The sequence below is a fragment of the Schwartzia sp. (in: firmicutes) genome (assembly GCF_978017985.1).
In genome coordinates this window covers 1-13,883 of sequence record NZ_CDXDFU010000027.1, presented here as the reverse complement: position 1 = coordinate 13,883, position 13,883 = coordinate 1, and the positions used below count along the sequence as shown (strand labels likewise).

The 13,883-nt window shown below is 48.5% G+C and carries 17 protein-coding genes; all 17 read left to right on the top strand.

Going from position 1 to position 13,883, the window contains the following annotated elements; all coding sequences use genetic code 11:
• The first annotated feature begins 128 nt into the window (after positions 1–128).
• Positions 129–689, top strand: a complete 561-nt coding sequence (rsmD, locus tag ACY69O_RS01180; protein WP_462331641.1) for a 16S rRNA (guanine(966)-N(2))-methyltransferase RsmD — start codon at positions 129–131, stop codon at positions 687–689.
• Positions 686–1,180: a pantetheine-phosphate adenylyltransferase gene (coaD, locus tag ACY69O_RS01175; protein WP_462331640.1), complete on the top strand. Its 495-nt coding sequence runs from the start codon at positions 686–688 to the stop codon at positions 1,178–1,180. Before rsmD ends, coaD begins: the two co-directional genes overlap by 4 nt.
• Before the next feature lie 50 nt (positions 1,181–1,230).
• Positions 1,231–1,764, top strand: coding sequence for an ATP synthase subunit B family protein (locus ACY69O_RS01170; protein WP_462331639.1), 534 nt, complete (start codon positions 1,231–1,233; stop codon positions 1,762–1,764).
• 161 nt (positions 1,765–1,925) lie between these two features.
• Positions 1,926–2,684, top strand: a complete 759-nt coding sequence (larB, locus tag ACY69O_RS01165) for a nickel pincer cofactor biosynthesis protein LarB (RefSeq protein ID WP_462331638.1) — start codon at positions 1,926–1,928, stop codon at positions 2,682–2,684.
• 5 nt (positions 2,685–2,689) lie between these two features.
• A complete protein-coding gene (larC, locus tag ACY69O_RS01160; RefSeq protein ID WP_462331637.1) occupies positions 2,690–3,979 on the top strand; it encodes a nickel pincer cofactor biosynthesis protein LarC in 1,290 nt (429 codons plus the stop codon).
• Between the two features lie 11 nt (positions 3,980–3,990).
• Complete coding sequence (gene larE / locus ACY69O_RS01155) at positions 3,991–4,791, top strand: ATP-dependent sacrificial sulfur transferase LarE (RefSeq protein ID WP_462331636.1); 801 nt, start codon at positions 3,991–3,993, stop codon at positions 4,789–4,791.
• Positions 4,792–5,004: 213 nt separating this feature from the next.
• A complete protein-coding gene (locus ACY69O_RS01150) occupies positions 5,005–5,838 on the top strand; it encodes a YitT family protein (protein WP_462331664.1) in 834 nt (277 codons plus the stop codon).
• 104 nt (positions 5,839–5,942) lie between these two features.
• Complete coding sequence (locus ACY69O_RS01145) at positions 5,943–6,461, top strand: YceD family protein (RefSeq protein ID WP_462331635.1); 519 nt, start codon at positions 5,943–5,945, stop codon at positions 6,459–6,461.
• 36 nt (positions 6,462–6,497) lie between these two features.
• The gene (rpmF, locus tag ACY69O_RS01140; RefSeq protein ID WP_462331634.1) at positions 6,498–6,677 is read left to right on the top strand and encodes a 50S ribosomal protein L32; all 180 of its coding nucleotides are present in this window, start codon (positions 6,498–6,500) and stop codon (positions 6,675–6,677) included.
• Between the two features lie 186 nt (positions 6,678–6,863).
• On the top strand, positions 6,864–7,913 hold the full coding sequence (plsX, locus tag ACY69O_RS01135; RefSeq protein ID WP_462331633.1) for a phosphate acyltransferase PlsX: 1,050 nt from the start codon (positions 6,864–6,866) through the stop codon (positions 7,911–7,913).
• 209 nt (positions 7,914–8,122) lie between these two features.
• On the top strand, positions 8,123–9,070 hold the full coding sequence (gene fabK / locus ACY69O_RS01130; protein WP_462331632.1) for an enoyl-[acyl-carrier-protein] reductase FabK: 948 nt from the start codon (positions 8,123–8,125) through the stop codon (positions 9,068–9,070).
• 23 nt (positions 9,071–9,093) lie between these two features.
• Positions 9,094–10,035 carry an ACP S-malonyltransferase gene (gene fabD / locus ACY69O_RS01125; protein WP_462331631.1) on the top strand — a complete coding sequence of 314 codons (942 nt, stop codon included), beginning with the start codon at positions 9,094–9,096 and terminating at the stop codon, positions 10,033–10,035.
• A gap of 1 nt (position 10,036) precedes the next feature.
• Complete coding sequence (gene fabG, locus ACY69O_RS01120) at positions 10,037–10,780, top strand: 3-oxoacyl-[acyl-carrier-protein] reductase (protein ID WP_462331630.1); 744 nt, start codon at positions 10,037–10,039, stop codon at positions 10,778–10,780.
• A gap of 45 nt (positions 10,781–10,825) precedes the next feature.
• On the top strand, positions 10,826–11,056 hold the full coding sequence (locus ACY69O_RS01115) for an acyl carrier protein (RefSeq protein WP_072934445.1): 231 nt from the start codon (positions 10,826–10,828) through the stop codon (positions 11,054–11,056).
• A gap of 92 nt (positions 11,057–11,148) precedes the next feature.
• Positions 11,149–12,093 carry an NAD(P)H-dependent flavin oxidoreductase gene (locus tag ACY69O_RS01110; protein ID WP_462331629.1) on the top strand — a complete coding sequence of 315 codons (945 nt, stop codon included), beginning with the start codon at positions 11,149–11,151 and terminating at the stop codon, positions 12,091–12,093.
• A gap of 16 nt (positions 12,094–12,109) precedes the next feature.
• Positions 12,110–13,354 carry a beta-ketoacyl-ACP synthase II gene (gene fabF, locus ACY69O_RS01105; RefSeq protein WP_462331628.1) on the top strand — a complete coding sequence of 415 codons (1,245 nt, stop codon included), beginning with the start codon at positions 12,110–12,112 and terminating at the stop codon, positions 13,352–13,354.
• Between the two features lies 1 nt (position 13,355).
• The coding region (rnc, locus tag ACY69O_RS01100; protein ID WP_462331627.1) for a ribonuclease III at positions 13,356–13,883 on the top strand (528 nt) is incomplete at its 3' end.

Here is a 13,883-nt window from a genome sequence, read left to right as displayed (position 1 = left end):
ACTTTGATTTTTTTGCACTTAATATGTATATATGTTCACGAATATAGAAAAATGTGTTAAAATAAAAGCGGTTTGTTAGTTTGGGATGCCGTAGGAAAATCGGCAGTCCCGAAGATTGGAGTGGCTGTATGAGGATTATTACCGGAACAGCACGCGGTATGAAGCTGAAAACGCCGAAGGGAATGGAGACACGGCCAACTGCTGACCGCATAAAGGAATCGCTGTTCAATATCCTCGGCGCGCGTGTATATGGAACCCGGGTGCTCGATGCATTTGCGGGGACGGGAAACCTTGGCCTTGAGGCACTTTCACGCGGCGCGGCTAATGCGGCATTCATTGACCGGGCTACTGCAGCACTGGTAAAAGAAAATGCGGAGCATACCCATCTTGCTGACAGAGCTGATATTTTTCGCGGCGATGTGCTTGCTCTTTTGGGGCGTTTCGCCCGGGAAGGCCGCGTGTTTGACCTCGTTTTCTGCGATCCGCCGTATCATAAGGGGCTTTGGGAAAAGGTGCTTACGGCACTTGATACCTTGCCGCTGCTTTCTGATAAGGCTGTTGTGGTGGTCGAGCATGGCCGTGATGAAAATGAGCTCCCCGCGCTTTCAAGGCTTGAACGCGTACGCAATGAAACGTATGGGCGCACAACTCAGCTGAGTTTCTATCAGTTGAAGGAGGAAAATGTATGACGAAGGCGGTCTGCTCAGGAAGCTTTGACCCTGTGACGTATGGACACATTGATATTTTCGAGCGTGCGAGCACGATGTTCGATGAGATTACTGTTGCGGTATTCCATAATATAAGGAAGGAACCGTTCTTTTCGGTAGATGAACGCGTAAAACTCATAAAAGAGTCAACGAAGCATATTCCGAACCTTACCATCGGCGCGTTTTCCGGGCTGCTTCCGGATTACATGCATGAGCACAATGCAAATGTTATCGTCCGTGGGCTGCGTTCCGTTACAGATTTTGAGTATGAGCTGCAGCAGGCACAGATGCTTAAGCATATTGCTCCTGATCTTGAGACGGTGTTTATTCTTACGGGGCAGGAATATTATTTCGTAAGTTCTTCGGGAATTCGTGAGATTGCGATGTTTCACGGAAATATACACGGACTTGTTCCTGAATGTGTTGAGGCCGCGGTTGAACGCCGCGTAAAGGAAATAGAGAAAAACAGCTGACGGTTTGCGTCAGATATCATATCGAAAACGATAAAAAGGAGAGCTGGGGCATGGCAGTAAGCAATATTTTAGATGAAATCGAAAATCTTGTTGTAGATGGAAAGCATATCGTATTCACCAATAAAAGTATCATTGAGGAACCTGACCTTGTCAGGCTCATTGATGACCTGAGAAACGAGCTTCCATTGGAGTTGCAGCAGGCAGAGCAGGTAATGCAGGATAAAGATGCGATTCTGGCAGAAGCACGCGAGGAAGCGGAGCGTATTGTCAATCAGGCAAAGGAATATGCAAATCATCTTGTAGATGAAAGCGAAGTCGTAAAACAGTCTCAGGAAAAGGCTGCGCTTATCATGGAGCAGACAAAGGCTCAGGAGCAGGAGATTCTGAATGCCGCATATACGACGGCGCAGCAGCTTCGCACAGACTCCAGCCAGTATGCAAATCAGGTTTTTGACCACCTCATTATTAATGTAGGAAATGCAATGCAGGTTCTCCAGCAGGCAAAGGAAGAACTGCAGCGTATGCCGGTTCAGCAGCAGATGCCGTCCCCGCAGAATGAATACGTGGAGCAGCAGGAACAGTAAAATATATTAAGCAATCTGACGCACAGCAGTATATTATGCTGTGCGTTTTTCTTTTGTGTTCTTCCTGCACAATATACAAATATGAAAAGAAAATCGTAAAAAGGATTTATAAAAGTTATGTCGAATCTTCTATACAAGGTGTTTTGAAGGCTGGTGAAAAGATGGATAAGAAATGGATTCGGTCATTGCTTGTACAATATAAGGAAGGAAAAATTTCTCTGGAACAGGGAGTGGACGAGCTTTCGCAGCTGCCCTATGAGGATATGGGCTTTGCTCAGATAGACCATCACCGTGAGCTTCGGCAGGGGTTCCCGGAGGTGATATACGGAGAGGGCAAAACAAAGGAACAGATTCTTGCCATTATGAAAGCGCTGGCGGAAGAAAGCCATCACAACGTAATGGCAACGCATGTTTCGGAAGAAAAAGCGGCCTTTGTTAAAGAGTCACTTTCTGAGGCTGTTTATGATACGACGGCAAGAATTTTGTATATAGAGCAGGTAAAAGACAAAATAATTGATGAGACCAGGCGCGTTCTTGTTTTAACCGCGGGAACCAGCGATATTCCCGTAGCATCAGAGGCAGCACTTACTGCACGGCTCATGGGCAATGCCGTTGATACCTGCTTCGATGTGGGCGTTGCCGGGATTCACAGATTGTTTGCACATGAAAAGGAAATTGAAAATGCAAATGTAATCATTGTTGTGGCAGGAATGGAAGGCGCGTTGGCAAGTGTTGTCGGGGGACTGACGGATAAACCTGTAATAGCTGTCCCCACAAGCGTGGGCTACGGAGCCAGCTTCCATGGGATTGCGGCACTTCTGTCGATGCTTAACTGCTGTGCTGCGGGCGTGGCGGTAATGAATATAGATAACGGATTCGGCGCGGGAATTCTCGCGGGAAAAATCAATCGTATGAGGTGAATCGTATGAAGGCAATATATCTTGATTGTTTCGCGGGTATAAGCGGCAATATGCTTTTAGGTGCTTTTTTGCAGATGGGAGTTCCTTTGACACATCTGCAGAAGGAGCTTCATAAGCTTATACCGAAGGATGAATTTACGCTCCATGTTTCTGATGTAAGCAAGAACGGCATTCAGGCAAAATATGTTGATGTTGAGGTGGCTGCTCCGGATGAGGAATACGCATCGGAGCCTCACTCTTCTGAAGGTGAGACAAAGCACGAGAAGGAGCACACACATCATCACGATTTCGGACATACCCCCGACCACCTGCATCGGGCGCATACACACCGTTCCATGACCGATATCAGGCGTATGATTGAGGATTCATCACTTAGCGACAGTGTAAAGAAAAAAAGCCTTGCTGTATTCACATGCCTTGCAGAAGCAGAGGGCAAGGTGCATGGAGTTCCGATGGATGAGGTGCGGTTCCATGAAGTAGGTGCTACAGATTCGCTTGTAGATATTGTGGGTACTGCCATCTGCCTTGAGTATATGGAGATTGAAAAAATCTTCGTTTCAAAGGTGAATACAGGAAGCGGATTTGTAAAATGCGCACACGGGACAATGATGGTTCCTGCACCGGCAACAGCCGAGCTTTTGACAGGATTTCCTTTTTACCATGCGGCGGACGAAAAAGAGATGACGACTCCTACGGGAGCGGCAGTAATACACGCCTTTGCGGAATTCTCGGAGAATCTTCCTTATGATTTTGAAGCATCTACGGTTTCATACGGCGCGGGCTATTGGGATTTGACGATTCCCAATGTTCTGCGCGTGTATCTGGGAGATTTTCGGGGGACCCGCGGTCAGAGAAGATATGTTTTGGAAACAAATATAGATGATATGAATCCGCAGAATTTCGGATATATCTATGACCGCCTGTTTGAAGCAGGTGCTCTTGATGTATGGTCGACACCTATTTATATGAAGAAAAATCGTCCGGCATATATGCTTTCGGTTTTGACTGATGCGGAAAACAAAGAGGCATGCACGGAAATTGTACTGCAGGAGACAACCAGCCTCGGTATCCGTGTGATGAGTGTTCCGGAGAGAATCGAAGCGACACGCCGCACAGCTAGAGTGGATACTCCATATGGAGAGGTCAACTGTAAGATAGGAGCATACAAGGGACATATTGTTTCAGTATCGGCAGAATATGAAGACTGCAGGCGCCTTGCAGATGAGAAAAATGTTCCTCTTAAAAATGTCCGTTTTGCAGCTTTGGCAGAGTTGAAAAGAAGGCTCGGCGAATAAGGAATAATATAATGGAAGAAAAATTACAAAAATTGCTGCTTTTTCTTCGGGAGAAAAAGAGCCTGGTTGTTGCATTGTCGGGCGGTGTGGACAGTTCGACACTCCTGTATGCGGCACATCTTGCTCTTGATGAAAATGTTATTGCGATAACGGCAAAATCCGAGATGCTTTCATCTGATGAATTGGACAAAGCAAAAGCTATGGCAGAAAAAGCAGGGGTACGTCACATGATTGTGGAAGCAAAGGATCTGGACAATCCCGATGTCTGCGCGAACACGCCTGAACGCTGCTATTACTGCAAAAAAGGAAGATTTCAAAAGCTTGTGAATTTCGCAAAAAAGGAAGGATATGCATTCGTTGCGGATGGTGGAAATCTTGATGACAAAAAAGATTACCGGCCGGGAATGAGGGCCTTGGAGGAGCTGTCTCCTTATGTGATTTCTCCCTTCATGGAATGCGGGTGGACGAAGGCGGATATCAGAAGACAGGCGAAGGCATGGGGCCTGGAGGTTTGGAATGCACCCAGTGCGGCGTGCCTTGCTTCGCGTGTCGAGTACGGTCTTGAACTGACCCATCAGCGGCTGCACCAGGTGGAGATGGCTGAGAAGGCAATTCGGCCGTATACAGAAGGACAGCTCCGTGTGCGTCATCACGGCAGTATTGCGCGCATTGAAGCAGAGCCCGACTCAATGGAAAACCTGCTCAGGCACCGTGACGAGATTGCAAAAGAATTACGCGGTATTGGATTCCGCTATGTAACGCTTGACTTGGTCGGATATCGTATGGGCAGCACAAATGAAGTTTTATCTTAGCGGAAAAAAGGCAGGCAAGCTATCCTGCCTTTTTTCGTTTTTTTATGATAAGATATAGATATAATAACAATGATAAATGGAGGAGTTTAGATGGATACGACGGAAATCCAACCGGCCGTTGAAGCTCCAAAGCCGATTCAGCAGACTGCGGCATTGGAGCCTGCTGTACCATGCAAACAGAAAAAAGTACTTCGTGGCAGAAAAAGAGTATTGATGTATCTGCGTAAATACCTGACTATTTTGGTTGGTGCGCTTATTGCCGCCATCGGCCTTGAAGAGTTCCTGATTCCGAACCATGTAATTGACGGAGGCGTTGTAGGTCTTTCTATCATGGCAAGTGAAGTCACGGACTGGCCGCTGGGCGTATTTCTTGTGCTTTTCAATGCGCCTTTCCTGTTCTGGGGCTACAAGCAGATAGGAAAAAGCTTTGCAATTGCGACAACGGCAGCGATTATCTGCCTGTCTATGTGGTCAGCAATCTTTGAGCCTATTCCCAACGTGACAGAGGACGTGTTTTTGGCGTCGATATTCGGAGGCATCATCGACGGTATCGGTGTCGGTCTTATCATGCGCGCAGGAGGTTCCCTTGATGGAACGGAAATAGTTGCCATCATACTTGATAAGCGCACGGTCTTTACCGTGGGTGAAATTGTCATGTTCATGAATCTTTTCATTTTGTCAGGCGCAGGATTTCTGTTCGGCTGGGACAAGGCAATGTATTCGCTCATTGCGTACTTCATCATTTCAAAAATGATTGATGTGGTGCTCAAGGGACTTGATGAATCCTATGCGGTCATGATTGTGACAACAGAGCATGAGGCAGTAAGCGAAGCACTTCTTCACCGTCTTGGCCGAGGCGTTACAATGCTTCACGGCGCCGGCGGATACAGCGGTGAGGATCGTGAGATTCTTTACTCGGTTGTTACACGTCTTGAGGTCGGCAAGCTGAAGGAAGTCGTTCTTGAGGAAGATCCGAACGCTTTCGTGACAATCAATGCGGTCAATGATATCATTGGAGGACGTGTAAGAAAGAAAGCAATTCATTGACAGACTGTGTTACAATTATGGAATGACTGAAGCTTTTCCTGCTGTCGGATTTTCTTGACAATGGGATAGTCGGTCGCTATAATAGAACGAGGTTGATGCTGAACATGAGTATAAAACTGAAGGTTGCGGATGCGGCGGCGCTCGGTGAGCGTGCGGATTTCCGCTTCGTGACAACAGCAAAAGCATTAGATGCTGTTCCGCAGAATGCATCGATTTCCGGTGATGTTATCATCGAAGGTACGATGGAGAATACGGGCGGCGCATATCGATTGACCGGAGCGGTGAAATGTATCCGCTCTTTTGTCTGTGACCGTTGTCTTGAAGAGATTGAGCGGGAGGAGAAATATCCTTTCCGTGAGGATTTTCGGGAAGCGTCGGGAGAAGATACTGAGGTCGGGGAAGACGGGTGTACTGCCTTTTCCGGAGATATGATAGATCTTGCTGCTCTGATTCGGGATACGATTCTGACAGCGCAGCCCATGCAAAACCTGTGCCGGACGGATTGTCGGGGCCTTTGCTCCCGGTGCGGCGCGAATCTCAACAAAGGCGAATGCGATTGCGATCGCCGTTCTGTAGATCCGCGGCTGGCTGCCTTGCAGGATTTCATGAAGACCGAAGATTGAGTACAAGAAGTGGATGTTTAAGGAGGTGTACCCCGAATGGCAGCGCCAAAGCGTAAAATGTCTAAGTCGCGTCGTGATTCGCGTCGCTCAAACTGGAAACTTACTGTGCCGGGCTATGTTTCTTGCCCGCAGTGCCATGAGCCGAAGCTCCCGCATCATGTATGCATGGAATGCGGCTATTATGACGGCAAAGAAGTTATCTCCCAGGGTGAATAAGAAATGGTTAAAAGGGAGCAGGAATTTTCCTGCTCTCTTTTTGCTTGCATTTTAGAAAAAAAGTCGCTATAATAATTCACTATGATTGTTCGTTCAATGATGAAACAAGCGTATTGATGGCTAAAACAGCTTGGAAATAGGGCGCTGAAGCAGTGTGCCCTTCGTAGTACAGGAAGGAGTTTCCTGATGAAGATTGCAGTTGATGCGATGGGCGGAGACTTCGCTCCGGAGCAGATTGTTTTCGGAGCGGTGCGTGCCGCTAAACAGTTTGATTGTGAAATCGTATTGGTAGGCGACGAACCTCAGATCCGCAAGGTGCTGGAGCACGAAAAAGGATGGGAGAAGCTTCCGATAACGATTCATCACACGACACAGGTCGTGGAAATGGGAGAACATCCGGCTGATGCGGTCAGACAGAAAAAAGATTCTTCTGTAGTGGTAGCGATGAAGCTGGTTCATGACGGTGAATGCGATGCGGTGATTTCCGCCGGAAGTACCGGAGCGGCTGTTGCGGCAGCTCAGCTTGTACTTAAACGTATTCGTGGTATAAAAAGACCTTCTATTGCGACTCCGATTCCGACACCTAAGGGAGCAACGCTTCTGCTGGATTCCGGAGCAAATGTTGACAGTAAACCCCTGCATCTTGTGCAGAGCGCAGTCATGGGCTCTGTATACTCGGAGCTTGTCTTCGGACATAAGCAGCCGCGCATTGGTCTTTTGAATATAGGTGAAGAAGATACAAAGGGCTGCGAGCTTGTTAAAGAAACATACCAGCGGCTGAAAAACATATCGCTTCTGAATTTCGTAGGAAACGCGGAAGGCCGCGATATTCCAAAAGGAACCTTTGATGTTGTTGTGTGCGACGGTTTCGTCGGCAACGTCGTTCTGAAATTTGGAGAGGGCCTGGCAAAGACGATAATCCGTCTTGTAAAGGATGAGATAAAGAGCGCAGGCATCTTAACGAAGCTTGGCGCACTCATGGTAAAACCGGCACTCAAGCATCTGGCAAAGCGTCTGGATGTTTCCGAGTATGGCGGTGCGCCGCTTCTCGGTGTCAACGGCTGCTGCATTATCAGCCACGGTTCTTCAAATGCCAAGGCTATCTGCAGCGCGATCCGTGTTGCAAATGATTTTGCCAAGAGCAATGTTTTGGAAGTTATAAAAGAGACAATCGTCAAAGATGAAGCTCTCCAGAATGATTTCGAGGAAGCGGAAAAGTCTGAAAGCCATGTCTGACGGAAGGTTTTATACACTACTTGCCAGAGTGTGGTAAAAAGTTATATGATAAGGATTGGAATGCAAAATTTCCAAAGCATCGATTCCAAAAAAGCCCAGGCTGAAGCAGCGGGCACAACGCTTTGCGGTAGCTATACCGCTGCGTAGGCGGGATTCGATGCCGGACTATGCGGTTGTCCTGCATGAAAATGGGCTAAGGAGGAACAAACATGTTTGAAGAGAATGTAATCTGCCGAATGCTTAACATTAAGTATCCGGTGTTTCAGGGCGGTATGGCTTGGCTGGGGACTGCCGAGCTTGCAGCTGCTGTTTCAAATGCCGGCGGACTTGGAATTATCGGAGCCGGTCATATGCCGCCGGATGTCCTGCGTGCTGAAATTCAGAAAGCAAAAGCAGGCACGGATAAACCTTTCGGTGTAAATATCATGCTGATGTCTCCTTTTGTTAAGGAAGTCATGCAGGTTGTTGTTGATGAGCGCGTCGCTGTTGTTACGACAGGCGCAGGCAATCCGGGTGAATACATTCCGGCACTGAAGGAAATCGGAACGAAGGTTATTCCTGTCGTTGCTTCCGTTGCGCTCGCAAAACGTCTCGTCCGCACGGGTGTTGATGCCGTTATCGCAGAAGGTATGGAGAGCGGCGGTCACATCGGTGAAGTCACGACTATGGCACTTGTTCCGCAGATTATTGACGCGGTAGATGTTCCGGTTATCGCTGCAGGCGGTATCGGTGATTCCCGCGGAATCGCTGCTGCATTCGCTATGGGTGCAAAGGCTGTCCAGATGGGCTCACGTTTTGTACTTTCCAAGGAATGTATCGCACATGAGAACTATAAGAACATGGTACTTAAAGCGCGCGACCGTTCGACGGTTGTTACCGGTATGGCAACGGGCCACCCGGCACGTGTACTTCAGAATAAGCTTTCCCGTCTCTATCTCGACCGTGAACGCAACGGCGCACCGGTAGAGGAACTCGAGAAGCTCGGAATCGGTACTCTCCGCATGGCTGCACGCGAGGGCGATGTAGATATGGGTTCCGTAATGATCGGACAGATTTCCGGTATGCTCAAGGATATCAAATCCTGCGATGAGATTATTCAGGAGCTCGTAAACGGTATTCAGCCGGCTATTGATAATGCACAGTCGGCATTGAAATAAATGTAAGGAAAGGAGGAAATTGAATGGGTAAACTTGCATTCATTTTCCCGGGTCAGGGTGCACAGACGGTTGGAATGGGCAAAGAGCTTTTTGACCGTTATGAGTCTGCAAAGCGTTTGTTTGAAGAAGCAGATGACGCACTCGGATACTCCATCAGTAAGATGTGCTTTGAGGGACCGGCTGATGACCTGAAACTCACTGCAAATACACAGCCTGCGATTTTGACAGTCAGCGTCATCGCAGCTAAGATTCTTGAAGAGAACGGCGTGGTTCCGGAAGTTGCCGGAGGCCACAGCCTCGGTGAATATTCGGCTCTTGTTTCGGCAGGTGTTCTTGATTTTGCTGACGCGGTACGTCTTGTGCATCATCGTGGACAGTATATGCAGGAAGCAGTCCCTGTAGGGGAAGGCGCTATGGCTGCCGTACTCGGACTTGAGCGTGATGTAATTGTAAATATCTGTGAGGAAGCGTCCAAGCTTTCGCCGGTTCAGGCAGTAAATTTCAACTGCCCGGGACAGACTGTTATCGCAGGTGCTACGGCAGGCGTGGAAGCTGCTGTCAAGGCACTTTCGGAGGCAGGCGCAAAGAAATCGGTAATTCTTCCGGTCAGCGCACCTTTCCACAGCACGCTTATGAAACCGGCAGCGGAGAAGCTTGCCGCGGAGCTTGACAAAGTTACAATCCGCGACGCAAAATTCCCTGTTGTTTCCAACTATACAGGTGAGCTTGAAACAAAAGCTGACGAAATTAAAGAAAATCTTGTAAAGCAGGCAGATCACCCGGTAAAATGGGAGGACTGCGTAGCTGCCATGACGGCTTTCGGCGCAACGGATTTCATTGAAGCCGGACCGGGCAAAACCCTTTGCGGATTCAATAAACGCATTGATCGTACCCTCAGAAACATGAATGTTGAAAATGTGGAGAGCCTGCAAAAAACGCTTGACACATGGAAGGAGGTTCGCTAATATGCTTTTAGATGGAAAGTGCGCCCTTGTGACGGGTGCTTCCCGAGGCATTGGGCGGGCCATTGCATTGAAGCTTGCTTCCGAGGGAGCAAAGGTTGCTCTGAATTTTGCAGGCAGCGCGGCGGCTGCCGAAGAGGTTAAAAAAGAGATTGAAGCTGCAGGCGGTGAGGCTATTACCGTTCAGGCTGATGTTTCAGATCCGGCCTCTGTTGAAGCAATGGTTCAGACCGTTTCCGAGGCTTTCGGTCAGATCGATATTCTTGTTAACAATGCAGGTATCACGCGTGACGGACTTCTCCTTCGCATGAAGGATGAGGATTTTGATGCGGTTATCAATACAAACCTCAAAGGTATTTTTTACACGACGAAGCTTGTCTCGAAGCTCATGATGAAGAAGCGCTTCGGACGCATCGTCAATATGGCTTCCGTCGTCGGACTTACGGGTAACGCAGGTCAGACGAACTATGCTGCGGCAAAAGCCGGTGTTATCGGTTTTTCCAAATCCGCAGCCAAGGAGCTTGCGGCACGTGGTATCACGGTGAACATGGTGGCGCCAGGTTTCATCGAGACAGATATGACGGCTGTGATTCCTGAAAAAGCAAAAGAAGCTATGATGGGCGGAATTCCGCTCGGCCGCGCAGGCAAGCCGGAAGATGTGGCTAATGCTGTGCTTTTCTTAGTCTCAGATCAGGCTGCCTACATTACGGGCCAGGTGCTCAAGGTGGACGGCGGCATGGTTATGTGATATAACTAGGATATTGAGTAAGATCACTGGAGGGAGGTGAAAGACATGTCGACATTTGAAAAGGTTAGAGATATCGTTGTTGAACAGCTCGGTGTAGAAGCTGATGAAGTTACGATCGAATCTACATTTATTGATGACCTGGGTGCTGATTCCCTGGATATCGTAGAGCTTATCATGGCTTTCGAAGAAGAGTTTGGTATCGAGATCCCGGACGAAGCCGCAGAAAAGATTAAGACGGTTCAGGATGTTGTGACCTATATTGATCAGAACAAGTAATCGTTCTGGTATGTTCCTTTCTTTTAGTAAAATCCCGTGAAAATTTCACGGGATTTTCTAAAGGCAGGGTACAGAGATGGGAGGAGTTACACTTGAAGCTTCCAGAGCTGAGAATTGGCGCCAAAATTGCAAAGGTTCCTGTCGTACAGGGCGGCATGGCGATTCGTCTCTCAACGGCCCGGCTGGCTTCGGCAGTGGCAAATCAGGGAGGCATTGGCCTCATAGCGGCTTCAGGCATGTCGGAAGAAGAACTTCGTTATGAAATCCGACTGGCGCGTTCGCTGACAGATGGAATTATTGGAATAAACATCATGGTGGCAGCGAAGAAATTCAGTGAAGTCGTGAAGACGGCAATTGACGAGGGGATTGACCTCGTGGTGGCCGGCGCTGGTTTTTCCAGGGATATGTTTGGATTAGGCAAGGAATCGGGGACTCCGATCGTTCCGATTGTGTCTTCCGTTAAATTAGCGAAAATATCACAGCGTCTTGGCGCAACGGCGATTGTCGTAGAAGGAAAGGAAGCCGGCGGTCATCTTGGTACGTCTACTTCCGTAAGGGAGCTTATCCCGGATATTACTGCGGCTGTCGATATTCCCGTGATTGCCGCGGGTGGCGTTCTGCATGGACAGGATGTTGTTGACCTGATAAAGATGGGTGCGAGCGGAGTCCAGATGGGTTCCAGATTCGCTTCCAGTGTTGAAGCAAATTCAGCTCCTATGTTAAAGGAGTTTTATCTTAAATCTAAACTTGAGGATATCTGTGTTATCCACAGTCCGGTCGGACTTCCCGGCCGTGCAGTACACAATCCGTTTGCGGAACGCATCATGAATGGAAATGTTCCGCCGACACGCTGTGATAACTGCCTCAAGGAATGCAAGCATAATTTCTGTATTATCCGCTCGCTTATACGCGCGCAGCAGGGAGATGTTGATACAGGACTTGTCTTTACCGGTGAATATATCTCCCGGATTAAGAAAATTCTTCCGGTGAAAGATATTTTTGATCAGCTGCTTGCTGAAGTGGCTGTTGCGAACTAAGAGTGAGGTGTTTTTTTTGACGAATCGAGTTGTGGTGACTGGTCTTGGCGTTGTTTCTCCGATCGGTATCGGCCGTGAAGTTTTTTGGCAGGCGCTGATGGACGGAAAAAACGGTATTGATAAAATCACCCGATTTGATGCGACGGATTATCCTTCGCAGATTGCCGGCGAGGTTAAGGATTTTGACCCGGCAGAATATATTGATAAAAAAGAATCAAAGCGTATGGACCGCTATGCACAGTTTGCAGTTGCGGCATCCGCTATGGCTTTGAAGGATGCGGGAATTGACCTCGAAAAAGAGGACAGAGACCGTATCGGTACATATATCGGAGCAGGCATCGGTGGTATTGAGACGATGCATTCTCAGTATGAGAAGCTTTTTGCAAAGGGACAGCGTTTCATCAGCCCGTTCTTCATTCCTATGATGATTGCGAACATGGCTGCGGCTCAGACGGCTATTACGTTTGGCCTGCACGGTCCTTCAAGCTGCAACGTGACGGCATGTGCAACAGGCTCTAACTGCATTGGTGATGCTCTTCGCGTTCTTCAGCGCGGTGACGCGGATGTCATGGTAGCAGGCGGAACCGAGGCAAGCATTTCTCCGGCAGCTGTTGCAGGATTCTGCTCCATGAAGGCGCTTTGCTCTGATCACAATGATGACCCGGCACATGCTTCCCGTCCTTTCGATAAAAACCGCAGCGGTTTTGTAATGGGCGAGGGTTCAGGCATTGTTGTACTTGAGACTCTTGAGCATGCCAAGAAACGCGGTGCGCATATTTACGCAGAGCTCGCCGGCTATGGCTCGAATTCTGACGCATATCATATTACAAGCCCGGCTCCGGGTGGAGAATATCAGGCAAAATGCATGGAGCTCGCTATTGCTGATGCAGGCCTGACACCGGATGATATTGACTACGTCAATGCACACGGTACTTCCACGCATATGAATGACCAGGGTGAATCTGAAGCCTGCAAGAAGGTATTCGGCGCACGCGCTATGGATGTTCCTGTAAGCTCCATTAAATCCATGACAGGTCATCTGCTTGGTGCTGCAGGCGGTGTGGAATGTATCGCTGCTGTACTGGCTGTTGAAAATGATATGCTTCCGCCGACGATGAACTATGAGACACCGGACGAGGGAATGGACCTTGATTACGTTCCTAACAAGTCCCGTGCGCATAAGGTTCGTGCGGCTATTTCGAACAACTTTGGATTCGGCGGTCACAATGCGTGCCTCGTCGTTAAGAAGTTCAGCGAATAATATGGATAGGGTATTGACTGCCGAGAGGGAGGCTGACTTAGGTCAGCTTTCCTCTCGGCTTGGAATTTCATTCCATAATCTTGCACTGCTGGATCAGGCATTAACGCATACGTCGTATGCAAATGAAGCCCATGATTCAAGCGTGCAGCATAACGAACGTCTTGAGTTTTTGGGGGATGCTGTTCTGGAGCTTGCTTCCAGCACTTATCTTTTCCATCATTTCCCAAATCTTTCAGAGGGAGACCTTTCTAAGGCCCGTGCTTCGGTTGTTTGCGAACCGGCATTGCATCGTCGGGCAGCAGAGCTGCGGCTTGGCGATTTTCTCCTTCTTGGGCCTGGCGAACGTATGACGGGAGGCGCAAAGCGTCCTTCTATTCTCGCAGATGCCTTTGAAGCGGTCATAGGTGCTATCTACCTTGATCAGGGGTTCGAAGCAGCCCGTACATATATCCTCGAACAGCTTCATCAGGAGCTTGTTGAGGTTGACCTTGGGGAAAATCTTAAAGACTACAAGACCATGCTGCAGGAG